This window comes from Parafrankia irregularis (assembly GCF_001536285.1).
In the GTDB taxonomy this organism is placed as follows: domain Bacteria; phylum Actinomycetota; class Actinomycetes; order Frankiales; family Frankiaceae; genus Parafrankia; species Parafrankia irregularis.
This window is the reverse complement of sequence record NZ_FAOZ01000030.1, coordinates 26,272-48,814: the sequence shown is the minus strand read 5'-3', so window position 1 is coordinate 48,814 and position 22,543 is coordinate 26,272. Positions and strand designations below refer to the sequence as shown.

General features: G+C 71.2%; 23 protein-coding genes. 7 read left to right on the top strand and 16 right to left on the bottom strand.

Annotated elements, in window-relative coordinates:
• Window positions 1-35: 35 nt before the first annotated feature.
• On the bottom strand, window positions 36-590 hold the full coding sequence (locus AWX74_RS30640) for a DUF3592 domain-containing protein (protein WP_165615849.1): 555 nt from the start codon (window positions 588-590) through the stop codon (window positions 36-38).
• A 426-nt stretch (window positions 591-1,016) separates the two neighbouring features.
• On the opposite strand from AWX74_RS30640, the gene AWX74_RS30635 reads away from it, so the two are divergent.
• Window positions 1,017-1,628: a class I SAM-dependent methyltransferase gene (locus AWX74_RS30635; RefSeq protein ID WP_091283887.1), complete on the top strand. Its 612-nt coding sequence runs from the start codon at window positions 1,017-1,019 to the stop codon at window positions 1,626-1,628.
• A gap of 296 nt (window positions 1,629-1,924) precedes the next feature.
• On the opposite strand, the gene AWX74_RS30630 is transcribed toward AWX74_RS30635, so the two are convergent.
• From AWX74_RS30630 to AWX74_RS30605, 6 genes are all read right to left on the bottom strand, one after another.
• A complete protein-coding gene (locus AWX74_RS30630) occupies window positions 1,925-2,947 on the bottom strand; it encodes a zinc-binding metallopeptidase family protein (RefSeq protein WP_091283885.1) in 1,023 nt (340 codons plus the stop codon).
• Between the two features lie 61 nt (window positions 2,948-3,008).
• Window positions 3,009-3,512, bottom strand: coding sequence for a hemerythrin domain-containing protein (locus tag AWX74_RS30625; RefSeq protein ID WP_054569513.1), 504 nt, complete (start codon window positions 3,510-3,512; stop codon window positions 3,009-3,011).
• A 504-nt stretch (window positions 3,513-4,016) separates the two neighbouring features.
• A complete protein-coding gene (locus tag AWX74_RS30620) occupies window positions 4,017-5,375 on the bottom strand; it encodes a winged helix-turn-helix domain-containing protein (protein ID WP_242666487.1) in 1,359 nt (452 codons plus the stop codon).
• 383 nt (window positions 5,376-5,758) lie between these two features.
• Window positions 5,759-7,243, bottom strand: a complete 1,485-nt coding sequence (locus AWX74_RS30615) for an AAA family ATPase (protein WP_091283882.1) — start codon at window positions 7,241-7,243, stop codon at window positions 5,759-5,761.
• 193 nt (window positions 7,244-7,436) lie between these two features.
• Window positions 7,437-7,892, bottom strand: coding sequence for a nitroreductase family deazaflavin-dependent oxidoreductase (locus AWX74_RS30610; protein WP_091283880.1), 456 nt, complete (start codon window positions 7,890-7,892; stop codon window positions 7,437-7,439).
• Entirely contained in the window at window positions 7,889-8,116 is a 228-nt protein-coding gene (locus AWX74_RS30605) for a hypothetical protein (protein WP_165615848.1), read from the bottom strand. The genes AWX74_RS30610 and AWX74_RS30605 overlap by 4 nt, the downstream gene beginning before the upstream one ends.
• Window positions 8,117-8,298: 182 nt before the next feature.
• Here AWX74_RS30605 and AWX74_RS30600 point away from each other — a divergent pair, with 182 nt between their 5' ends.
• Window positions 8,299-8,655 (top strand): hypothetical protein, encoded by a 357-nt coding sequence (locus AWX74_RS30600; RefSeq protein WP_131799577.1) that lies wholly within the window; start codon window positions 8,299-8,301, stop codon window positions 8,653-8,655.
• A gap of 43 nt (window positions 8,656-8,698) precedes the next feature.
• On the opposite strand, the gene AWX74_RS30595 is transcribed toward AWX74_RS30600, so the two are convergent.
• The 3 genes from AWX74_RS30595 to AWX74_RS30585 are packed head-to-tail and all read right to left on the bottom strand — an operon-like array spanning window position 8,699 to window position 10,179.
• Entirely contained in the window at window positions 8,699-9,319 is a 621-nt protein-coding gene (locus tag AWX74_RS30595; protein ID WP_091283874.1) for a dihydrofolate reductase family protein, read from the bottom strand.
• Window positions 9,319-9,825 (bottom strand): SRPBCC family protein, encoded by a 507-nt coding sequence (locus tag AWX74_RS30590; RefSeq protein ID WP_091283872.1) that lies wholly within the window; start codon window positions 9,823-9,825, stop codon window positions 9,319-9,321. The genes AWX74_RS30595 and AWX74_RS30590 overlap by 1 nt, the downstream gene beginning before the upstream one ends.
• Window positions 9,826-9,828: 3 nt before the next feature.
• Window positions 9,829-10,179: an ArsR/SmtB family transcription factor gene (locus AWX74_RS30585; protein WP_226931297.1), complete on the bottom strand. Its 351-nt coding sequence runs from the start codon at window positions 10,177-10,179 to the stop codon at window positions 9,829-9,831.
• 260 nt (window positions 10,180-10,439) lie between these two features.
• Between AWX74_RS30585 and AWX74_RS30580 the strand changes: the two genes are divergently transcribed.
• On the top strand, window positions 10,440-10,868 hold the full coding sequence (locus AWX74_RS30580) for a hypothetical protein (RefSeq protein WP_091283870.1): 429 nt from the start codon (window positions 10,440-10,442) through the stop codon (window positions 10,866-10,868).
• 198 nt (window positions 10,869-11,066) lie between these two features.
• Here AWX74_RS30580 and AWX74_RS30575 read toward each other — a convergent pair whose 3' ends face one another.
• The 6 genes from AWX74_RS30575 to AWX74_RS30550 all read right to left on the bottom strand — a co-directional run bounded on the left by AWX74_RS30575 (window position 11,067) and on the right by AWX74_RS30550 (window position 17,502).
• The gene (locus AWX74_RS30575) at window positions 11,067-12,521 is read right to left on the bottom strand and encodes a lamin tail domain-containing protein (protein WP_091283964.1); all 1,455 of its coding nucleotides are present in this window, start codon (window positions 12,519-12,521) and stop codon (window positions 11,067-11,069) included.
• 208 nt (window positions 12,522-12,729) lie between these two features.
• A complete protein-coding gene (locus tag AWX74_RS30570; RefSeq protein WP_091283868.1) occupies window positions 12,730-14,049 on the bottom strand; it encodes an acyl-CoA dehydrogenase family protein in 1,320 nt (439 codons plus the stop codon).
• Window positions 14,028-15,041, bottom strand: a complete 1,014-nt coding sequence (locus AWX74_RS40295; RefSeq protein WP_091283865.1) for a branched-chain amino acid transaminase — start codon at window positions 15,039-15,041, stop codon at window positions 14,028-14,030. Before AWX74_RS40295 ends, AWX74_RS30570 begins: the two co-directional genes overlap by 22 nt.
• An 18-nt stretch (window positions 15,042-15,059) precedes the next feature.
• Window positions 15,060-16,685 (bottom strand): AMP-binding protein, encoded by a 1,626-nt coding sequence (locus AWX74_RS30560; protein WP_091283863.1) that lies wholly within the window; start codon window positions 16,683-16,685, stop codon window positions 15,060-15,062.
• The gene (locus tag AWX74_RS30555; RefSeq protein ID WP_165615846.1) at window positions 16,682-17,257 is read right to left on the bottom strand and encodes a ferritin-like domain-containing protein; all 576 of its coding nucleotides are present in this window, start codon (window positions 17,255-17,257) and stop codon (window positions 16,682-16,684) included. The genes AWX74_RS30560 and AWX74_RS30555 overlap by 4 nt, the downstream gene beginning before the upstream one ends.
• Window positions 17,254-17,502, bottom strand: coding sequence for an acyl carrier protein (locus AWX74_RS30550; RefSeq protein WP_091283859.1), 249 nt, complete (start codon window positions 17,500-17,502; stop codon window positions 17,254-17,256). The genes AWX74_RS30555 and AWX74_RS30550 overlap by 4 nt, the downstream gene beginning before the upstream one ends.
• A 181-nt stretch (window positions 17,503-17,683) precedes the next feature.
• Between AWX74_RS30550 and AWX74_RS30545 the strand changes: the two genes are divergently transcribed.
• Genes AWX74_RS30545 through AWX74_RS30530 form a run of 4 tightly spaced genes read left to right on the top strand, consistent with a single transcriptional unit; the run spans window position 17,684 to window position 22,534 of the window.
• Window positions 17,684-17,932 carry an acyl carrier protein gene (locus AWX74_RS30545; RefSeq protein ID WP_091283857.1) on the top strand — a complete coding sequence of 83 codons (249 nt, stop codon included), beginning with the start codon at window positions 17,684-17,686 and terminating at the stop codon, window positions 17,930-17,932.
• The gene (locus tag AWX74_RS30540; RefSeq protein ID WP_207550451.1) at window positions 17,929-18,708 is read left to right on the top strand and encodes a thioesterase II family protein; all 780 of its coding nucleotides are present in this window, start codon (window positions 17,929-17,931) and stop codon (window positions 18,706-18,708) included. The genes AWX74_RS30545 and AWX74_RS30540 overlap by 4 nt, the downstream gene beginning before the upstream one ends.
• Window positions 18,705-19,538, top strand: a complete 834-nt coding sequence (locus AWX74_RS30535) for an SDR family oxidoreductase (RefSeq protein WP_207550450.1) — start codon at window positions 18,705-18,707, stop codon at window positions 19,536-19,538. Before AWX74_RS30540 ends, AWX74_RS30535 begins: the two co-directional genes overlap by 4 nt.
• A gap of 38 nt (window positions 19,539-19,576) precedes the next feature.
• Entirely contained in the window at window positions 19,577-22,534 is a 2,958-nt protein-coding gene (locus AWX74_RS30530) for a non-ribosomal peptide synthetase (protein ID WP_091283855.1), read from the top strand.
• Window positions 22,535-22,543: the final 9 nt, after the last annotated feature.

The window sequence follows — 22,543 nt, the reverse complement described above, 5'->3', positions numbered from 1 at the left end:
CGCGACGGCATTTCTCGCGGCGGATTCCGGCACCTTTATTCACCAACATCCGGCGAAAGATCGAGGACCCGGCCGCCGCCGAAGTGGACCTCGTCGACACCGATCAGGATCAGTACACCGAGACTGGCCATCGTCAGGCCACCGGCGACGAGGAAGGGGAAGAACAGGATGATCCAGAGGCCCTGGGAAAAGTCCGCGACGAAGACCTGGGTCTGGTCGTGCGGCCGGTAGAAGACTCGGACACGGTCCCCCACGCTGCACTCATTGATCGTCGCGTACAGCACCTTCTCGACCCGCCGTTCACCCCTTCGAGTGACGAATTCAACCGTCGGCGTGTACTGCGTGTAGCGGTCCGGATCCTCGACCACATCGACGTCGACCACGGTACCGGTCACATAGTTGCCCCGGACGCGTAGCCAGATACGTTCCAGGAACGCTTTCATGCCAGCGACGGCGTTAAGCACCAGGGCGCAACCAAAGCCGATCATGATGATGCATCCGATGACCTTTCCGATCAACCCCATACCGGAATAATAAAATCCACCGGCCGGACGGCGTCCGATTCCTGGCCGGGAAAAGGTCCGGCCCACGCGGCGCATCCGATCGCGGGCAGGAATCCGGCCCGCCGCAGCGACTCCACCACTCGACCGACAAGCCCGTTCGTCCCGGAGAGACTTCGACACCCACCAGGCCACCGACCTGCCGCGGCTCCTCGCCCTCGTCGCCCTCCAGGTCACCACCACGGTTCTGCCGCACTCGATCGCCACCCGCTACCCGCGGCCACGTATCACCTACGTACCGATCACCGACGCCCCGCCGGCGACACTCGCCATCGCCTGGCACGAGCACTCCCGCTCCCGAGGCATCGCCGCGCTGGTCCGCGCCGCCAGCGCGACCGGTGCCCACAGCGCGAATGCGGGGCATCCCGCTCACGAGCAGCCTTGCGCCGGCCCGCCGCCTGCTGTTACCACATGAACACTGATCCGGCCGACGGCGATCCGGGTAAGGAGCGGGGTATGGGGTTCTACGACGACCAGGTGCTGCCGCGAATCATCGACGTGGTGCTCGGGCGAATGGTCGACCCGGCACGGGCCCGAGCGGCCGCCGGGCTGAGCGGGGAAGTACTGGAGATCGGTTTCGGCTCGGGGCGCAACCTGCCGCACCTGCCGGCGCAGGTCACCCGGCTGCTGGCGGTCGAGCCGGCGGCAACCGGCCAGCGGCTCGCGCAGCGGCGAATCGCCACGACGGCTGTACCGGTCGAGTTCGTCGGCCGGGACGGGCAGCGGCTGGACCTGGCCGACGCCTCGGTCGACCACGTGCTGGTCACCTGGACGCTGTGCACGATCCCCGACGTCGACCGGGCGCTGCGGGAGGTCCATCGCGTCCTGCGGCCCCAGGGGACACTGCATTTCACCGAGCACGGCCGGTCCCCGCGGGCGCGGGTCGCCCGCTGGCAGACACGGCTCACCCCGGCGTGGGGCCGGCTGTTCGGCGGCTGCCACCTCGACCGCCCCATCGACGAGCTCGTCACGAAGGCCGGGCTGACGTTGGAGAGCCTCGACAACTACCGGATCGGCCCGGAGATCATCGGGTTCGGCTACGAGGGCGTCGCGGTCCGACGCGACTGACCAAGCCGGTCATCTCTGTCCACCACCTCCACCGGCGGCTGGCCACCGACCGACCCTGATGGAATCAATCGACCTACCTCGACGACGTGCACAGCCCGTTCCTCGGCCGACGGGCTCGTCGAACGCCGGCGCATCTCCTCGATCACCAACCGGCTCGACCCTGGCCGGCGTCGTCGCCGACCACAGCCCACTCGGGTGCGACAGCCTCACCGACCTCTGTGACCGGATCCTCACCCGCGTCGCCGAACCAGCCAAACGGGAGGACGACCTCTGCCTCCTGGCCGTCCAGTGATCTCTCACGCCATACTCCCGGCGTCACGCTCGGCGGTGACAAGCTCGTGCACAAGGCGCATCTTGTCCAGCGCAGGGGCCGGGAGGACGAACGGATAGAGGTCCGGGCGCCCCATCGACCTGTTGATCATATTGAGTGACCACGCGAGCGGTAGCCACAGGTCGACGATGCGGCCGAACCCGACCGCGCCGGGCAGCGGCGTCGTCAACGCGGCGGCGGCGGGAGCGAGTCCGAACGCGGCGGCGGTGTCGAGAGCGTCGCGAACATGCAGGTAGTGCGCGAAGGTCTCGGCCCAGTCCTCGGCCGGGTGCATGGTGGCGTATGCGGAGACGTAGGTCTGCCGCCAGTCGCACGGAGGTCCTTCCTGATAGTGGCGGTCCAGGGCCGCCTGATAGTCGGCGTCGGGATCGCCGAACAGCTCCACAAACCGGGCGTGGCCGGCTGCGGTTTCGGCCAGCATCGTGAAGTAGTAATGACCGACCTCATGCCGGAGGTGGCCGAGCAGAGTGCGATAGGGCTCGCCCATCGACACCCTCAGCTGCTCGCGGTGCACGTCGTCGCCCTCCGCCAGATCCAGGGTGATCACCCCGCCGGCATGGCCCGTGACGACGGGCTCATGGCTGCTGGAGAGCAGGTCGAAACACAGTCCGGTCTCGGGATCGACGTCCCGCCCGCGGATCGGCAGGCCCACCTCGATCAGCTCGAAGATCAGTCTCCGTTTGGCCGTTTCGGCCTCTGCGAAGGCCGGCAGCGCACGGAGATCGGCGTCCGCGGGGCGCGTGCGGGTGAGCGCGCACGACACACACAGCCCGGACGACCGCCCGACCGGAGCGAGCCAGTTACAGACGGCGATCTCGCGGTTCGCGCACCTGGAATCGCCGGAGCCCCCGGCACGCACCCCCTCCGGCGTCAGGACGGCGAACGAGCGCGTTTCGGGGTCGAAGCCGACGGTGCTCCGGCAGCCCAGGCACAGCGAGTTCTCGAACGTCAGCCGCTGCCCACAGCTGGGGCAGAGAAATTCACGCATCGCCGCCTTTCCTCCTCAGGTCCGCCCGGCGTCGGCGGCCGAACGCCACAGCCCCGGCCGGTCAGCTGTTGACCTCGATGTAGCGCGCGGCATCCCTGCTTTCCGTGTTCACCCCAGCCCCGGCCTGGTGCTCGGCGTAGAACCGCAGCCATCGCATCGCCAACTCGTGGCGCAACTCAGGCCCGGTGCTCTTGATGAAATCCGGGAACGCCTCGCGCTCCTCCTCGTCCAGATGCTCTCCGTTCTCCGTCCGGGCCCTGCCCACCGCCTCGAACCAGGCCCTGCTTCCGACGCCGTGCGAACGAGCGTCGGCGACAGCGGCGCGGATCTTGTTGTGGTCCTCGATCGCGTCCTCGGTCTCGTCCTCCGGCTCACCGGCCTCCCCCTTCTTCAGCAGAGCCGGGTAGAACACGGTCTCCTCCGCCTCGGCATGGGTGTCCAGCCGGGTCGCCAGTACCTCCCACACCGCCTTCAGCTCGGCATTGCTGGTCGCATAGTCCAGATACAGAAAATGGCGCCGCAGCCAATCGTGATCGGCATAGATCAGATCCACGATGTCAGCCATTCATCTCGCCACCTCATATAGGTCGAGATCCTCGACTACCTTGAGATCATCGCTAACATCCGCGATCACGCCGCAAACGCCTCCGGGCTTGGCTGAACGGCTGATCCCGGACTCCTCAGACCTGTCTGCGCCCTCAGTAGCGCGGGTTACGGTCCGGGTGCTCGGTACGCCGACGACGACGCAACCGGACTCGCCGTATGTCGCCCTTGAGACGTTCCAGAAGTTTCATGGTGATTCCTCTCCGATCGACGGTATGCCGGCTTCTGTCCCCTCTGATCGGCCACTCAACCCTCCCGACCGGCAACCGCCGATCCCCGCCGGAGCGGACGGCCCCCCGGCTGATAGCCGAGTCGCTGCCGATCTCGTGCGGGCTTTGGAACGGCCCTTCTACGACCCGGCCCAGGTGCAGGGTGAGAGCGGCGTCGACAGCCGCGTGATCAAGCTCGAGACCGCGGGTGAAGGAACGGGGTGGGCACGCAGCCAGGCCTCGACTGACCAAGCCGATCATCCACCTCGCGCGGCCGGAGACGCAGCCAAGGCGCGGCGCAGCGGGCCTGCGAGAGTGCCCCGTGCGGTCACCTCGACCGGGCCGAGTTCCAGCCAAGCCGACATGCCGAGCAGCTCGGTGGCGAGCGCCTCGACCACCACCGCCGACGACGGCTGCCCACCGGCCGGCGGCGCCGGGGCGCTCGCCACCACAGGGGCCGCCGTCGGCGCACCGGCGGCGAGTTCGGCTGGTTCGGTGGGATCATGTGCCCAGGCGGCGAGAACCCGCAGGACACCGGCGGCCCGGTCGGCTTTCAGGTCGACCCGTGCGACGAGCTGGTCACCCAGCAGGAACGGCAGCACGTAGTAGCCGTAGCGACGGCGCGGTGCCGGCGTGTAGATCTCGAGCTTCACCTCCATGCCGAACAGCCGCCTGGTCCGCGAACGCTCCCAGATCAGCGAGTCGAACGGTGACAGCAGTGCGGCGGCGTCGACACGGCGCGGTATGACGAGCCCAGGGCGCAGGTAGGCCGGTGACGACCAGCCCTCCACCCGCACCGGCAGCAGGTCACCGGCCTCGACGAGCTCGGCCAGCCGGGGCCGGGCCAACCTGGCCGGGAGCCGGAAGTAGTCGGCGAGGTCACCGGCGGTGGCCACGCCCAGCCGGTCCGCCGCGTGCAGCAGCAGAGCGCGGTGGGCCTGGGCCGGCTCCGGCGTGGGCACGGCGAGCACGTCGGCGGGCAGCACCCGCTCGGGCAGATCGTAGACGCGCTCGAAGGTCGCCCGGCGCCCGGCCGCGCACACCTGCCCGGTCCAGAACAGGTATTCCAGCGCCCGTTTGCCGTCCGTCCACCCCCACCAGGAGCCGCCGCCACGACCCGGGCCGGGCAGCTCGGCCGCGGTGATCGGCCCACGTCGGGTCACCTCGGCGAGTGCCGCCGCGACGTAGTCGGCGCGTTCCCGCCCGAAGGCCGCGACGCCTCGCCACATCCCAACGCCTGCCAGGGCCGCCTCGGCTCGCCACCGCAGCAGCGGCTGCCAGGCGACCGGCACGACGGACGCCTCGTGCGCCCAGTACTCGAAGGCGCGGCGCTCCCGGTGGACGTAGTCATCCAGGGCGGCCCGCGGGTACGGCCCGAGGCGCGACCAGCCCGGCAAGTAGTGCGACCTGGCCAGCACGTTCACCGAATCGATCTGGAGGAGGCCGACCCGGTCCAGCAGCCCGCGCAGGTGGCGGCGCCCAGGCGGCGCGGTGGGCCGGGGCCGCCCGAAGCCCTGGACGGCGAGCGCGAGCCGGCGGGCCTGCGCGGCGCTGAGCTGTTCGGGCCTCACCCGGGGCGCCCGCGGGCCCGGCGGCACCACCGGAACCGGCTCCACCACAGGCTCCGGCGCCTGGGCCGGCAGCCGCCTTCGCGCCTCGGGCGGTGCGACGGCCAGGCCCTCGCCCGATGCCGCCGGTGGGGGCACCATGGGCATGGTGGGTTTACCAGCCGAGTCGCCGGCCGCCTCGCAATCACCCCGAACAGTCACAGCCGCACCGTACGACCAGGCACCGACAGGACGCCGCCACCCGGCCTCAACGCATGACGATTCCGCGCGGTGCGGCGGTTTGGTCCAGTTCCGCTGATGACCGACACCACCCGCCGGCACCGGAGCCGTGCCACAGATGGTCCAGCGTCTGCCGGATGACCATCCCGCACGAAGCGCGCCCTGCCACGATCACGCCGACATCCGCGCGCTCGTGGGCGGGGCTTCATGCGTCACGCGCCCTGAAGTGGTGACGGCACCTCGTAGAGCTGGTCAAGGGTGATGGCCGCAGTACGGTCGGCCGTGGAGGCGGTGGCCGACGGGTCGAAGCCGGAGCCGCTGTAGCAGGTCAGGGTCGTGTCTCGGGTGTCGTAGCCGCGGGCGGCAAGCAGGTCGCGGGCGCGGCGGAGTCGATCGACGTGGCGGGAGCCCATGACATCGCCCCATTTCGCCTCGCCGAGGGACAGGACGCGGCGCGGTTCGCCGGGCACCTGTGGCGCCAGCACCGCCACGTCGATCTGGATCTGGGTCCTGCGCTCGGGGTCGGCGACGACACCGGCACCGACCTCTCCCGGGAGCTCGCCGAACAGGTCGGACGGAGCGAAGGCCGCGTGGTCGCGACAGAGCTGCTCGAAATGGGGGCCGAGGACCTGCGCGGAGAACCGAGGACGGGCGTCACGCCAGACCGCGGCGGCCCGCCCACTCTCCAGGAAGCCCCAGCGGGGCCTCATGACGACCTGGTAGAAGACGATCAGCGGCTCGGCGATCCGGTATACCGCACGGCCCTGGCGGAACAGGTCCTCCTCCCTTCGCAGCAGCCCACAGTCCTCCAGGACGCCCAGATGGTGGGAGATGTCGGTGGCCTTCCGGCCGACGTAGCTCGCGATGCCGCCGCGGGTGTTGGAACCGCTGGCGACAGCCGCGAGCACCGAGTGGTACATCGCCGTATCCCGGACGCCGGCCTCCTCGTCGAGGAGGTAACGGGCCTCCCGGAACAGCGGGCTGCCCGGGTTGAGAACCGTGCGCAACACCCAGTCGTCGAAGTCGCCCGGACCTGCGGGGACGTCGTCGTTGACGAACCTGCGATACGCCGGGGTGCCGCCGACGACGGCGTGCTGTGCGACCGCCAGCCGCGGATCCGTGATGCCCCAGAACCGGGCCGCCAGCGGGTACTCGAACGGGCGGACCACGATTTCCAGGTTCGCCCGGCCACGCAGCGGCGCGCTACCGGCCAGCAGCCGGCCCATCACCGACAGCGCCGAGCCACACAGCAGCAGGGACAGTCCCGGCTCGCCCCGCTGTACTGCCGAAGCGGCGCGGTCGAGCTCCCGCTGCAGAATCGACGGCAGCGCCGGCGACGCCGCGCTCAGGTAGGGGAACTCGTCGATCACCACCGGACCCGGAAGGGCCGCACCGACCGAGAACAGGTACCGAACGGCCTCGTCCCAGGTTGCGAACCGCGGCGGCGCCGGCAGCCGGGTCGCCTCCGCGAGCGCCTCGCCGAACAGCGCCCGCGACTCGGTCTCGGTCGCCTCGGTGGCACCGAAATAGAGCCCACCGGTCTGGCGGGCCAGTGCCTCCAGCAGGAACGTCTTACCCTGCCGCCGCCGCCCGCTGACCACCCCGAGCTGCGCGGGCCCGCCGGCGCGGGCCGCGAAGCGAGCCAGGTGGCCCCACTCGAAGTCGCGATCGAACACGTGCGCAGGCTTTTCGATCACATCCGTCACCACCGCTCACAGACAAGCTAGAACTGTACTTCTAAGAAGCGTACTTCTAGATCTCTGGAGGCCCCGCGCCCATGCGGCCCGCCTCGGGCGCGATGCCGGGCTGGCACCGCCTCAACCACGGCGACCTACACCCGGCTTCGTCCGCCTTGCCTGTCAGCCGGTCCCCGGCTCGGCTCGGCTCAGCTCAGATCCGTTCGAGTAGCACGATCGGGATGTCGCGATCCGTACTGCTCTGGTATGCGTCGTAGTCCGGCCAGAGCGCCGTCATCGTGGGCCACAGGCGGGCTTTTTCAGCGGGCTCCGCCACGCGTGCCTTCGCTGGGAATCGTTCCGCCCCGACCTGCAGCTCGACCTCCGGGTGGGTGAGCAGGTTCAGATACCACAGCGGATGCTCGGGAAATCCGGCCTTCGACGCGACGATGATGTAGTCGTTCCCATCCCGGCCGTAGATCAGGGGTGTGCGGCGCAGCTTGCCGCTGCGACGGCCCCGCGTCGTCAACAGCAGCGTCGGGGCTCCCTGGGTGAACGAGCCGTCGATGCCGTGCCAGAGGTGCCCATCGGTACCGTCGCTGTCGAGATAGCGGCGGGTGTGATCGGCAATCCAATCCATCGGGCTGTCGCTGGGAGTCGTCTCGGTCATGCGATCTCCAGACGAGTTGGCGGCGCCGCCATCGCGGCGACGGCTCCGGTACCGCTGATCCTCGCATTCGCTGTCGGGGCGCGGTGTGGCGTCACCGCGATGCCCCGGGCTCGCCCGCCGGCGTACCTCCGGTCGCTCACGGTACGCAGCATGCTCCGTTCCAGCGCCCCGTCCAGGCCGCCGGTCAGCATGTCGTGGGCGACCGGAGGCTCGATGCGGCGCACGACGGTGCGCCACACCGCCGCCGCGGGTGCGGACGTCGGGAGCCCCCACTCGAGGATCCCGATCAGGCCGTCGGCTGCCAGCCTCTCCCGGGCGCTTGTCAGAACCCGCGCCCGGGCCTCGGCGCCGAGACCTGCCGGGGCCGGCCGAGTTCGCCGCGTCCTTCGCCCGGCTGCTGGTCGAGGTGAACGACGCGCCCGTGCACCGCGTCACCTACAACAACGCGCCGCCGCTGCCCCGCACGCAGGAAATGACCGAGGCCCTGGTCGCCGAACTGGCCGACGAAGTGGCGATCCACCTCCGACGCTGGAAAACGCCCGGCCCGGCGGAACTGCGCGCCAGGACCCTCGTGATCGCAGTACTCGCCGTCATTCACGAACTGGTCATCCAGACTCCCCCGGGGCCGGCGAGAACGGCCGCGCAACAACAGGCGGCCGAACTTGCCCGCGGTTTCATCACCCCCGCTCCCTCGGGCAGCCGGCACGCGCCAGAAGACGCAACGGTCGATGCGGCGCGGCGAAACGAGTACGACGTCCAATAGCAACGCTGCGGGCCTCGGTGGGAGAGCGATGGGGTCGGGGCAGTCACCGCTCCCGGACTGCGTACGTCAGGTGCGTCACCCGCGGCGAGGTCTCCGCGCGAACCGGCTCCAGGGCGACGCGGCCCGCGTCCACACCCTCGAACAGGCGGATTCCGGAGCCGAACAGCACAGGTGAGAGCGCGATCGTGAACTCGTCGACCAGGCCGGCGTTCACATATTCCAGGATCGCTGCGCCGCCGCCCGCGATGCGGACATCCCGGTCGCCGGCGGCCTCGCGAGCCTGGTCGAGCGCGGGCTCGATGCCGTCGTTGACGAAGTGGAAGGTGGTCCCGCCCGGTCGTTCCCAGGGGTCACGCCTCTCGTGGGTCAGGACGAAGACCGGCGTGTGGAACGGCGCCTCCTCCGGCCACGCGTGCTCGCCGGCATCGAACATTCGCCTGCCCATGACGCTCGCGCCGGTGCGCTCGAACGTCTCCCGCGCGATGTCGTTGTCGCGGCCCTCCTCACCGCCCTCGCCGAGCTTCAGGTTCTCCCGGAAGAACCGCAGCGGGAAGGCCCACTGCTGCAGTTCCATCCACTGCCGCCCCATCAGCTCCTCGGCGGACCCGGGCGCGATGAACCCGTCCAGTGACATGGAAACGCTGAAGAACACCTTCCCGGCCATCAGCGCTCCGTGCCCTTCGCAACAATCTCGGTGACGTACGCAGCCAGGTTGCCCAGGGTCTGCTGGCCGCCCTCGATCGCGTGGTACTTCTCGACCGCCTCGTCGCGCAGTTCCCTGGTGGGGAACACTGTGCGCATCTCGATCCGGGTCGCCGCACCGGCGGGCTCGAACGTCAGAACCGACTCGAAGGCGTTCGGGTCGCCGCGCCGCTCACCGTGCAGCAGCGCGATCCGCTCCGGCGGGGCGATCTCGGTCCAGGAGATCCACTCCTGGTAGTCCGTCCCGTCCGGGCCGTGCATCACGAAGTCCCACTCCGCGCCGACGCGGAACTCGAACGCCCGCGTGGTCGTGGTGAACCCCTCCGGCCCCCACCACCGCGACAGGTGCCGCACCTCGGTGAACGCCTCGAACACCAGCTCCCGTGGGGCGTCGATGACCCGGGAGATGACGATCTCGCGGTCGGCTGTCGCGGACTGCGCCGGCGCTCCTCGTCCCGTCGTGCCCATCAGCTACTCCTCCTGCCTTGCCTGCTTGAGGTCCTGCACGTATGCGTCCAGCCGGTCGAAGCTCTCGTTCCAGAACCGCTCGAACCCGCCGATCCACTCGTGGACCGGCCGCAGCCCGCGGGCGTCGAGGCCGTACAGGCGCTGCTTGCCCACCCTGCGGTCCCGCACCAGCCCGACCTCCCGGAGCACCCGCAGGTGCTTGGACGCTCCCGGTTGGGTCATCCCCAGTTCCTGGGCCACCTCCGTCACCGGCCGCTCACCCGCCCGCAGCAGCACCAGGATCTGCCGGCGCTGCGGCTCGGCGATCGCGTTGAAGACGTCCGACGTCGTCGCTGCTCGCGCCACGGTCGACATCATATTCCCATATCGGCATGCGTCAACCCGGGGGCACGGGGTGCCACTGGTGCAGCCCGTGGTGCTTTGCGTGCGTTGGGCGGCCTCAGCGTTCATGCTTGATGCGGATCGTGATGATCCGATGTCATGCGCGCGACCTCGACCCCACGAGGCAGGAGGCGGTTCCGGGGCCGCCTCGGGCGAGGTCGGACGGACGTATGGCCTGTTTCCGCGGCTCCCGGTCCCTGCACAGGCAGGATCTCCGCTGGAGGGGAAAAGTCATGCGTCCACGTGCTGCCGTCGTCGTCGCAGCCCTGTTCTTCGCGCTGTTGTCCGTCGTGCTGACGTCTCCCGCGCACGCGTCCGGAACCTGTTCGGGGGCTGCCAGCCTCCCCGGCTGGTCGGTCACCGTCTCCAAGAACCCGAGGTCGTGGTCCGGGAACCCCGTCCTGGACGCCGGCATCCAGGTGCAGGTGCTGCAGAACACGACTACCGGGACGAAGATGATCCGTTTCCGGAACATCTCCACTGTTCCCCGGTCACCGGTGAACGGTTCCGCCTACGCCACACCGGGCGGAAACGAGTACGGGCAGACGAGCACGATCGTGGCGGGCCCCGACGGGGGATGGTGTTCCGACGAGGCTCCGGCGAACACCACGATCTACGGGTTCCTCGGGTACGGGAACCTGTTCGCCGGCGTCAGCGGCTGACCCGCGGGGTCGGTGGATGACGCCGGCCGCTCCCCTTGCTCGGCGAGCTGACGGCGTCAGGTCGCCCGCCAGGCCTGGGAGCCCCTGACCGAGAGCGGGGCCGATCGAGCGGGACCGCGAAGAGGGGCCTCGACGACATTGTCGAGGCCCCTCGCGTTCGGCGTGGACCGAGGTCAGGTCATGCCGGTGGATCGGGGCTCAGTACACCGTTCCGTCGGCGCGCTGGCCGGGCGAGTTGGACAGCGAGCTGATGGTGTTGTGCTTGACCCAGGCGCCGGTCGCCGAGCCGTCAGGGCTTCGGTTGAGGGAGACACCGTCGGAGTTCACCTGGCTCGAGGTGTAGCTCAGCGACTGGATCGTCGTTCCGGCCGAATCCCGCAGGATCACCTGGTCACCGCTGTTGGACAGGTTGAGGTCGCCGGTGCTGGCCGCCACCGCCACGATGCCGCCGGGGATCGCGGAGCTCGCGCCGAACACGGTGATCGCCTTGCCGGGCTGCAGCGTCGTACCGGCGGCGAAGGTGTGCCGCAGTGCCGAGCTGTCCCGGACGGTCCAGCCGGCGATGCTGATCGCCGTGCCACCGGTGTTCACGATCTCGACGGCCTCGCCGGCGGTGCTGCTGCCCGGTTCGTTGGCCAGCACCTCGTTGATGATGACGTTGGCGGGTGTGCCGCCACCGCCGCCACCGCCGTCACCCCCGATGACGTAGTTGTAGCGGGCCAGCACCGGGTAGTGGTCGCTGGTCGTCGTCGCGTAGTTCGAGACATAGGCCTGGGGCTGGAAGGCCTTCGCCGAGCCGGCGACGTACTTCGCCTGCACCTCGTTGGTGTTGAGCTGGTGGTCGATGAAGTCCGAGTAGCTCGCCGTCGACGCCACGCCCGCCAGCGACAGGGCCCGCGTCGGGAACGTGTAGCGCGCCGTGTCGTTCACGAAGTTGGCGTAGGGCGAAGCGTTCCCGGAGGTGATGGAGGTGTCGACGTCGTCGTTCCAGTCACCGATGACGAAGACGTCCTGCGTGGGGTAGGTCGTGTCGAGGTAGGACTTGAGAGCCTGCGACGCGGGGTTGCGCAGGTTCCACGCGTCCTGGGTGGAACCTGCCTTCGCGTGCAGGACGATGAAGACGAGGTCACGGGTGACACCGTCAAAGGTGCCGCGCAAGGTGAACTCCACCGGCGGGCGGCCGGCGAAGTTGCTGTTCTGGCTGGTCAGGATGACCTTCGCGCTCACCAGGGTGGCAATGCTGGAGCGCCAGACGAGGGCGACCTTCTGCTCGGTGTTGCTGAAGTCCGAGTAGTACTGCGCACCGTTCGTCACGATCGGGTCGTTGGCGACGACCCCGGTGTACCCGGGCATGCCGGCCACGAGTGTGTTGAACGCCGAGGTGCTGACGACCTCGGAGAGGCCCCACACGTCCATGTCAGCGCCCGCCAGGACGTCGCGGACGTTCTGCTGCTGAAGCGCCTCGTTGGTCGGGCCGTAGCCCGTCGCACCGAACCATTCGACGTTCCAGTTGCCGACGTCGAGCAGTGTCGCCGATCCCTGGGACGGAATCGTGGCGGCATTCGCCGCGGGGGCGGTGGCGAGCGTGGTGAACGTTGCCAGCGTCACGGCGGCGGCCAGGGCCGCCATGAGCGCACGGAGCCTGAGTTTCATCGACGAGAAACCCTTCCGAGTCGGCATGCGAAACTGGCCCGCGACCTGCTGTGGGCGGGCTGAGGGAAGTGTCCCGACCCGTCCTCGGGGGCACATCGCGCATGCTGCAACGTTCAGCCATGTGTGGGTGAACATTCGCCTGCCGGACCCTGGCCACCATCAATGGCAACCTGTTCTGGGCGTTCGCCTACAACTTCTGGGCGTTCGCCTACAACGTCGGGGCGCTCCCCCTCGCCGCCGCGGGCCTGCTCGGCCCGTCCTGGGCATACCGGCGGCCCAGGTTCGGCAGGTCGGCCGAGGCCGCGCGGTCCAGCGCCGCCTCGGCTTCCAGGTCGGGCCGGTCGAGCACGCCCGCGACGGCGTCCGCGAGCACTTCGTCAGTGCCACCGCCGATGCGCGCGATGCGGGTGTCGCGCAGCAGCTTCTCCAGCGGGTACGCACTGGTGTTGCCACGAGCGCCGAACACCTGCATGCACATGTCGACGATCTCGCTGACCGCCTTGCCGGACGTCAGCTTCAGGGCTGCGATCTCGTGCCCCGGCATGCGTCCCTCGGTCACGGCGATCTCGACCAGGGCGGCCAGGCGGCTCTGCAGGTTCCAGAGCTCGGCGCGGCCGTGCGCCAGCCGGTGCCGGATCACCTGCTTGTCCATCATCCGGACACCACCCAGCTTTCGCCGCCGGGCGTAGGCGGACGCCAGGTTCAGCGCCGTCTCCGCCGCGCTGTGCAGTTGCGCGCAGATCGCGAGCCGCTCGAACTGCAGCATGTGCGACGCGTACAGCAACCCCATGCCGGGGCTGCCGAGCAGGGCGCCGGACGGAAGCTCGACGTTGAAGCTGATCTGGCCGACGTCGCAGGCCTGCACGCCGGCGGTGTCGAAGAAACCGTCGACGCTCACCCCGGGCAGGTCCAGCGGCAGCACGAACAGGCTGAGGTCGTCGGCGTCCGCCGAGTCCGAGGCCCGGGCGGTCACGATCGCGTGCGAGGCGCTGCCGACGTTGGAGACGTAGCGCTTGGTCCCGGTGAGCCGCCAGCCGTCCGGCAGCCGGCTCGCGACGGTGAGCCGGTCGGAGAGGCTCGAACCGCCGTGGGCCTCGGTGGCCGCGAAGCAGCCGATCGCCCGGCCGTCGAACGCCGCCGCCAGCAGCGATCTCTGCTCGTCGGTGCGGGCGTGGCGGTGCAGCGCGCCGATGAACGCCTCGCTGTGCGCCATCGCGGCCAGCGCGAGTCCGCTGTCGCAGCGGAACAGCTCCTGCGACAGCACGATGAGATGCGCCAGCCCGCCGGTGGCACCGCCGTCCCACCGCCGCCGGAACAGGCCGGCGTCGGCGAGTTCGACGATCGCCGAGGCCGGCACGTGCCGGTCGAGCACCCATCGCTCGGCGCCGTCGACGCTCCGCGTGCCCGCGGCGCGGACCAGTTCCCGGAACTCGGCTTCCCGGAACTCGGCTTCCTGGAACTCCGCGACGTCCTGCGCCGCCGACGGCGTCCGCAGGTCCGGGCGGCTCAATGCAGGTACTCCCGCCACTGGGGGTGGGCCTCGGTGGCGCCCGCCGCGACCGCGGTCACCAGGTCCGCGACGGTGCGGGTTACCGGGCCCGGCGCGCCGCCGGTCAGCACGCGGTCGTCCACGGAGGAGACGGCGACCACGCCGGCGGCGGTGCCGGTGAGGAAGCACTCGTCGGCCAGGTACAGGTCGGAGCGCGCCAGCGGACGCTCGGCGACCGGGATCCCCCGCTCCGCGGCCAGCGTCAGGACCGTGTCGCGGGTGATGCCGGGCAGGCCGCCGCTCCAGACCGGGGGTGTGACCAGTTCGCCGTCGGCGACGACGAACACGTTGTGCGCCCAGCCGTCCGCGACGAAGCCCGCCTCGTTGAGGAGGATCGCCTCGCCGTAGCCGGCCTGGACCGCGGCCCGCTGCGCCAGGAACGCGTTGAGGTACTGGCCGCTGGCCTTGGCCGCCGGCGGCAGGGTGTTGGCGCCGTAGCGCTGGAAGGCGCTGATCTGGGCCCGCACGCCGCCCTCCTTCGGCGGCCCGACCAGCGGGCCCGCCGCGCTCGCGGTCACCGAGCAGCGCAACGGTGCCTGGAGCGGGTTCGGTCCGGCGCCCAGGAACACCAGCGGCCGGAGATAACAGTCGGTGAGCCCGTTGCGCAGCACCACCTGGCGGCAGGCCTCGGCCAGTTCCCCGGCGGTGTGCGGCAGCGCGACACCGTAGACCGCGGCCGACCGGGCCAGGCGGCGCAGGTGGTCACCGAGCCGGAAGAAGGCCGGGCCGTCGGGCGTGTCATGGCAGCGGATCCCCTCGAAGAAGCCGATGCCGTAGTGCAGGGCGAGTGTCGTGACGTGGACGGTCGCGTCGGACCAGTCCACCAGCTCCCCGTCCAGCCAGGCGAACTTCGGCGGCGCGGGGACGTCCAGGGCGGAGGCATCCGGGGCTGAGGCGTCCCGGGCTGAGGCGTCCCGGGCTGAGGCGTCCGGGATGGAGGCGTCCGGGATGGAGGTCGGCGTGGGTGTCATGTCGGTAGGTCCTTCCGGTCAGTGCACCGCGGTCAGCAGCCGCCGCTTCAGGCCGCCCTCGGCGTGCAGCTCCCGGCACTCGGCCCGCTGCACCTTCCCGGACGTGGTGCGCGGAATGGTGCCGGGCCGCACCAGCAGCACGGTCTTCAGCCGGACGCCGAGCGTCGAGCTCACCGCCGAGCGCACCTGCGCGCCCAGGACGGCGACCTCCTCCGGCGAGCGCCTCGGCCGCACCGGGACCTCGACCATGAGACCGAAGTCCTGGTCGGCGTCCTTGAGGCGGAACGCCGCGCAGGCCTTGACACCGTCGCTCTGCGCGTCAAGGACGATCATCTCGATGTCCTCGGCGAACACGTTCCGGCCCGCCACCGCGACCACCTCGTTGCGCCGGCCCAGCACGTAGAGCTCGCCGTCGTGGACGAAGCCGTCGTCGCCGGTGTCGAACCAGCCGTCGCTCGGCGCCGGCCGGAAGCCGTCGACCGTGTGGTAGCCCTCGTACACCCAGGAGCCGCCGAGCTCGACCGGACCGCCCGGCGGCCCGTCGGGGGCTTCCAGGGCGACCCCGGGCAGCGGGCGGCCGACGCAGACGCGTCCGCCGGGTCCCTGGATCGGGCCGCGGCCCAGCGGCGCGGTGGTGGTTCCGACGACGCCCTCGGCCAGGCCGTAGCTGGGCATGATCGCACCCCAGGAGAAGCCGAGCGGCCCGACTGCCTCGTGGAAGGCGGTCAGGGTCTGCCAGTTCACCCGCTCGCCGCCGCTGAGCGAGACCCGCACCCTGGAAAGGTCGAGCCCTTCCTCGTACGGAACCGCGGCCGCCATCCGGTAGGCGAAGTTGGGCGCGGCGGTGACGGTGCCGCCGAGCCGGCCGAGTGTCGTCAGCCAGCGCGCCGGTCCGGTGGCGAACCGGGTCGGCGGCATCAGCACCAGGTCGGTACGGGTCACCAGCGCAGTCATGAACATCGCCAGAAGGCCCATGTCGTGGTACAGCGGCAGCCAGGAGACGACGCGGTCGGTCTCCGGGTCGAACCCCAGGCTCGCGGCGACCGCGGCCACGTGCCCGGCCAGCGTCCGGCTCTCCACGGCCACGCCCTTGGGCGCCGAGACGCTGCCGGAGGTGAACTGGATCAGGGCCGTGCCGTCGATGGCCACGTCGGACCCCGGCAGCGCCGTCAGGTCCGCGCACAGCCGGCTCCGGGACAGACTCGCCAGTCCGAGACCGTCGATCGGGTTCACTCGGTCGTCGTCGTGGTCCGCGACCACCAGCTCGCAGCCGGTGGCGCGCAGGAGGTCGCCGAAGTGCCGGGCGTACCAGGGCACCGCGCGCCGCGACGCCGGCGGCACCGACACCACCGCGGCGCCGGCCGCCCAGACACCCATGGCGGTCAGCACCGACTCGAGGTCGTTGCTGATCGTCATGGCGACGCGGGATCCCGGCCGCACGCCGTGCGAACGCAGCCGGACGGCCACGGCCGCCGCCAGGCCGGCCAGTTCGTCGTAGGAGTAGCGGCGGTCGTCACCGCCGTCCAGGAAGGTGATGCCGCGGGTGGCGACGCCGAACGGACGTACGGCCTCGGCCAGGCTCAGCTCGCCGGCCGGCAGTGCCGGGCCGGTGAGCCGGACCCGGTCTGGCGGGGCGGCGTTCACACCGCGGCTCCGGCGGTCAGCGGGCTGACGGCGTCGCCCTCGAGGGCCAGCTCGGCGACGGCTCTGGCGTCGGCGTCCTGGGCCCGGTCGATGACGGACTGAACCGACGGGTCGAGGCGGCCGCGGCGCTCAAGCTCCTCGCGAATGTAGGCGACGTGCCAGGTCTCGTCCTTGAGGATGGCGCGCAGCGTCCTGCGGATGTTCGGCGGGACGTCCTTCAGGTTCAGGTGGCTCTCGTACTGTTCGACGCCGCGGCTCTCCGACACCCACGTCAGCGCCAAAAGGTCGGTGAGCGTGCGTGGGATACCGAAGTGCGCGCCGAGCCGGGTCTGGTATGGCTCCTCGACATCGAAGATCTCGCCGTCGATGTCGCGCAGCGCCCTGGTCCACAGCCAGGCGTGCACCGCCTCGTCGCGCAGGTGGCGGCTCAGATCGGTGCTCAGCGCCAGGTCGTCGGCGAGCCGGCTCATGCGCAGGATGGCACCGGCACCATGGATCTCCGCGGCGCGGTACTGGTTCAGCACCCAGACCGGGTCCAGCTCCTCGAAACGGCGTCCGGGCGTGGTCATCATGAACCCGCTCCCGCCGCGACGAGATGCCTGGCGATGCCGGCCACGGTGCTCAGGTCCGCCAACGAACAGACCTCCACCTCGCGGCCGGTCTCCTTGTGCACCGCCGCGAGGATCTCGGCGGCGTCCAGCGAGTCGAATCCCAGGGTGTCGGCCAGATCCGCGTCCGGCGGCACCTGCGATGCCTCGACCTTGCGGAACCTGCAGATCAGAGTCGTGACCAGCGCGACGGCCTCGTCCTCGCCCATCGATCTCCTCCCTTTCCCACGGTCCGTGGCGCCGTTCGGCGCGAGCGCAACGTCTCCCGGCGGGCTATGCGGCTCCTATCCTTCGGCGGCCACCGAACCCGATAACGCGGCGATAGAGCCGCCGCACACAGTCGTCGTGCCGGATCGGGCCCCGAGGGAGAGGGAAAAGGCAGTGACGACGATGGGATTCCGGGACGTCTACGAGGAAGCAGTGATCGACGCGTTCGTCCGGTCGCTCGCGGACTCCGGGGCCGTCGTGACGCCGGCCAGCGACTTCTTCCTGCTCGGAGGCACCTCGGTCCTCGGTGCGCAGCTGGTCGCGTCGCTCCGGCAGACGCTGCCGGTGAAGGTCACCATCCGGGACCTGTTCCGGGCGCGGAGCGCCGGCGCTCTGGCCGACGTGCTGCGAGCCCGGGCGGCGCAGTCGTGAGCCCCCAGCTGAGCGGTCCGGAGCTGAGCGGTCCGCCGCCAACGGTCGGGTCCGCCGGCTCGGTTCCGGTGATCTGCCTGCCGCACGCGGGCGCCGGGGCCAGCTTCTTCTGGCCGTGGCAGCGCCGCTGCCCGGAGCTGGACCTGATACCGGTGCAGCTACCCGGCCGGGAGGAGCGGATCGACGAGAAGCCGCCCACCGACCTGCGCGCGGCCGTCGACACCGTCGTCGCCGATCTCGTCGGCGGTGTGCTGGGCCGCTGCACCCAGGTCGCGCTGTTCGGCCACAGCCTGGGCGCCGTCCTGGCCTATGAGGTCGCCCGGCGGATCGAGGCCCGCGCGGGTGGCCGCGTCACGCGGCTGTTCGTCAGCGGCTCGCCCGCGCCGGACGCCATGCGCGAGCGGCACGCGACCGGGCTGAGCGACGACGACTTCCTGGCCCGGGTCGAGGAGTTCGCCGGATTCCGCCACGAGGCGTTCGACATCCCGGAACTACGCGAGATGCTGCTGCCGACCATCCGGGCCGACGTGGAGCTGCACGAGTCCTACGTCCCGCTGCCCGGGCCGCGCCTGCGGGCGCCGATCACCTGCCTGCGCGGCCACGACGACGCGCTGGTGGCGGCCGCCGACACCGCCGGCTGGCGGGAGGCCTCGGAGAGAGGCTGTGAGACGGTCGAGCTGCCCGGCGGCCACATGTATCTGGCGGACGACCCGTCCGCACTGCTGCGGATCATGGGCGAGCGGCTGGCCGAGCCGACCGGGGCGGTGGCGCGGTGAACTCGCTGAGGCTGCACGACAAGGTCGCGCTCATCACCGGAGCCGCGCGGGGCATCGGCCGTGCGTGCGCCGTCCGTTACGCCGCGGAAGGCGCGGACCTGATCCTGCTCGACATCGCGCGCGACGTCGACGACGTCCCCTACCCGCTGGGCTCCAGGCGGCAGCTCGCCCAGACCGCGGACCGGTGCCGGGACCGCGGCGCGGCGGCGCTGGCCGTCCCCGCCGATCTGCGCGACGCGGCGTCCCTGGCCAAGGCCGTTGCCGCCGGCCTTGACCGTTTCGGCCGCATCGACATCCTGGTGAACAACGCGGGCATCGCGGCGCCGTCCGGCCGGCCGGCACACGAGATCACCGAGCACGAGTGGGCGGTGATGCTGGACGTGGACCTGACCGGAGCACTGCGGATGATCCGCGAGGTCGTGCCGGCGATGCTGGAGCGGCGCTCGGGCAGCATCATCAACATCGCCTCGACCGCGGGCCTGGTCGGTTACCGGCACTTCGCCGCCTACGTCACGGCCAAGCACGGCCTGATCGGCCTGACGAAGGCGACGGCCCTCGACTACGCGCCGATGTCGGTCCGGGTCAACGCCCTGTGCCCGGGCTCGGTGCGCGACGACCCGACGCTGGATGGCCGGATGCTCGCGGAGATCGCGCGTTCCCTGGACACCGACGTGGCCGACCACGAGGCCACGTTCGTCCAGGCGCAGCCGATGAACCGGCTGATCGAGGCCGAGGACGTCGCCGGGGCCGCGGTCTGGCTCGGCGCCGACGACTCGGCGCAGGTCACCGGCAGCGTCGTCACCGTCGACGGCGGATTCACCGCGCGCTGACCGCGAGCATCGAGGGGACTGAGAGGAGCAGAAGAGCCATGGAGTCCGAGTCCGTGGACGGCGGCCACGCCGGGCGGGTACGGCGACGGGAGTGCCACAGTCTGGTGGTCGGCCTGCCGGCCCCGCCGGCCGAGGAATGGATCGGATCCGGGCTGCGGATCTGGGAGGAGCCCACCGGCCGCGCACGCACGGACGAGCGGACCCGGGCGCTGATCGCGCGCGAAGCCGCCCGCGGGCTTTCCCCCGACGGGCCCGCGCTGCGGACGACGGTTGTCTGCCATGCCGACGGCACGGCAGACGCGGTGCTGGTCGCGGACCGGGCGGTCGTCGACCTTGCCGAGATGCTGCGGATCGGTGCCGGGCTGCGCGGTGCCGGACTGCGTGACGGGGGCGGACTGCGTGACGGTGCCGGGCTGCGTGACGGTGCCGGACTGCGTGAGGGTGCCGGGCTGCGTGACGATCGTCAGGCCCCCGCGGCCGCACTCGCCGGGCCGCGCCGCGCGGACGCGGTCGCCGAACGCGGCCCCGGCGAGATCCGCACCGCCGTCGAGTGGGGCCTGCCCGATCCCGTCGGCACCGACGGCTGCATCCCGCTGGACATCGTGGACGTCACCGGTTCGGTGAAGCTCTCCGCCGCCGTGCTTCTCGCGGCGTCGGCCCTGACCCTCGCCCGCTACGACGCCGCGACGTCGGCTGTCCTGGCCCTCGGTGACGGCTCCGTCGACATCGGTGTCGACGAAACCGAAGCGGTGGGCGCGTTCCTGGAGCGGGTGGAGCGAGCCGACGCCGGACCCGACGGCACGCCGGCCGCCGTCGAGGTCGTCTTCACCGCCCACGATCCGGACCTGGCCTATCGGCCGTATCTGACGACACCCCGCCCGATCGTGCTCCACGTCGAGCTCGACGGCGACACCGCGGTGTCAGGCTCCTGCTACCACGCCGCGGCGGCGGTCTGCACTCCCATCGCCCGCGGCTTCGCCCGTCATCTGGTGCACGTCGCCGGGCAGCTCGCCGCCGCCGCGCCCGACCGCCCGCTGTCCGACATCGAGCTGATGCCTGCCGAGGAGGTGGCCGCGGTCCTGGCCGCCGGCGCCGCGGCCGCGCCGAGGGCCGACGTGTCGGTCACGATCCACCGGGCGCTGCGCGATGTCGCCGACCGTTTCCCGAACCGGCCGGCGGTGTCGGACGCCGAGCGTGTCCTGACCTACCGCGAGCTGGTGCTGGAAGCCGAGCGCAGAGCCCTGGGCCTGGTCGCGCTCGGCGTCCGGCCCGGCCACTTCGTCGGCGTGTGCGCCGAGCGGACCTCGGACCTGGTCATCACCCTGCTCGCGGTGCTGCTTGCCGACGCCGCCTACGTGCCGCTGGACCCGCACAATCCGGCCGACCGGTTACGGTTCATCACCGAGGACGCTGGCCTGCATCTGGTCGTCGCGGACGAGGGCGCCTTCCCGTCCGACGGCCCGGCCAGGGTGGTCTCGCCGTCGTCGCTGGCGTTCGGCGCGCCTCTCGTCGACTACGTGGCGCGTCCCGGCGGCGCGACGCCCGACGATCCCGCCTACGTCATCTACACGTCCGGTTCCACCGGGCGCCCCAAGGGCGTCGTGGTGCCGCACCGCAACGTGGCCGCCCTGGTCGCGGCGGTCGAGGACTTCGAGCTCGACGAGACGGACGTCTGGACGCTCTTCCACTCCAGCTCGTTCGACTTCTCCGTGTGGGAGATCTGGGGCTGCCTGCTCACCGGCGGCCGGCTCGTCGTGGTGCCCCACCTGGTCGCACGCTCACCGGCCGAGTTCCGCGAGCTGCTGGTCCGGGAGCGGGTCACGGTGCTGAGCCAGACCCCGTCGGCCTTCGCCAACCTGTTGGACGCCGACGCGCGCGGCGGCGACCGGCTCGCGCTGCGCCTGGTCGTCTTCGGCGGGGAGCCGCTGGACGTGCGGATGCTGCGGGGCTGGTTCGCCCGGCACCCGTCCGCCGACTGCCGCGTGGTCAACATGTTCGGCATCACCGAGACCACGGTGCACGTCACCGCCAGGACCGTGACCCCGGCCGACGTCGAGCCGCGCTCGCGGTCCGTCGGCCCGGCGCTGCCAGGCTGGTCGGTGTCGGTGCGCGATCCCCTCGGACGTCTGGTCCCGCCCGGCGTCCCCGGCGAGATCCACGTCGGCGGCGCCGGCGTGGCCATCGGCTACCACGGCCGCGACGACCTCACCGAGGCGCGCTTCGTCGAGGACCGGTACGGCCGCGGCCGGATCTACCGCTCCGGCGACCGCGGCCGGCTGCGGCCCGACGGCGCCCTGGACCACCTGGGCCGGCTGGACAGCCAGGTCAAGATCCGCGGCTATCGGATCGAGCTCGACGAGATCCGCTCAGTCATGCAGGACGACCATGCCGTCCAGACCGCCGCCCTGTGCGTGACGGCCGCGGACGACGACCCGGCCGAGGCGCGGATCACGGCCTACGTCATCCTGCGCGACGGCGCGACCGGTCCGGCCGCCCGCGAGGCCGCCCGCGCGGTACGGCGACGGATCGCCGAGCTGCTCCCCGACTACATGCTGCCCGCGTCGATCACGCCGCTGTCCGAACTGCCGCTGACCGCGAACGGGAAGCTCGACGTCACCCGCCTGCCGCCGCCCCGCGCCGTCGAACCCCGCACCAACGAACCTCGCGCGGTCGAACCCGGGGCCGTCGAACCCGGCGACGCGCGGCCGGAGGCCGGCGATCGGATCCCGGACACCGTCGTGCGGGTCTGGCGGCGGGTGCTGGCACAGCCCGTCGGCCTGGACGACGACTTCTTCGACAACGGCGGCAACTCGCTGGCGGCGGTCCGGGTCCTGAACGGGATCGCGCAGGCCGGTCTCCCCCGGCTCGGCGTGCCCGACCTGTACCGGTGCCGCACCGCCGCGAAGCTGGCGGCCCTGGTCGAAGAGCGCCGGGCCCGGGAACACGGGTCGGACCAGTCCGCAGTCCGCCGGAAGGCGGAACCCGAAGGAAGATGAGGAAGCTGC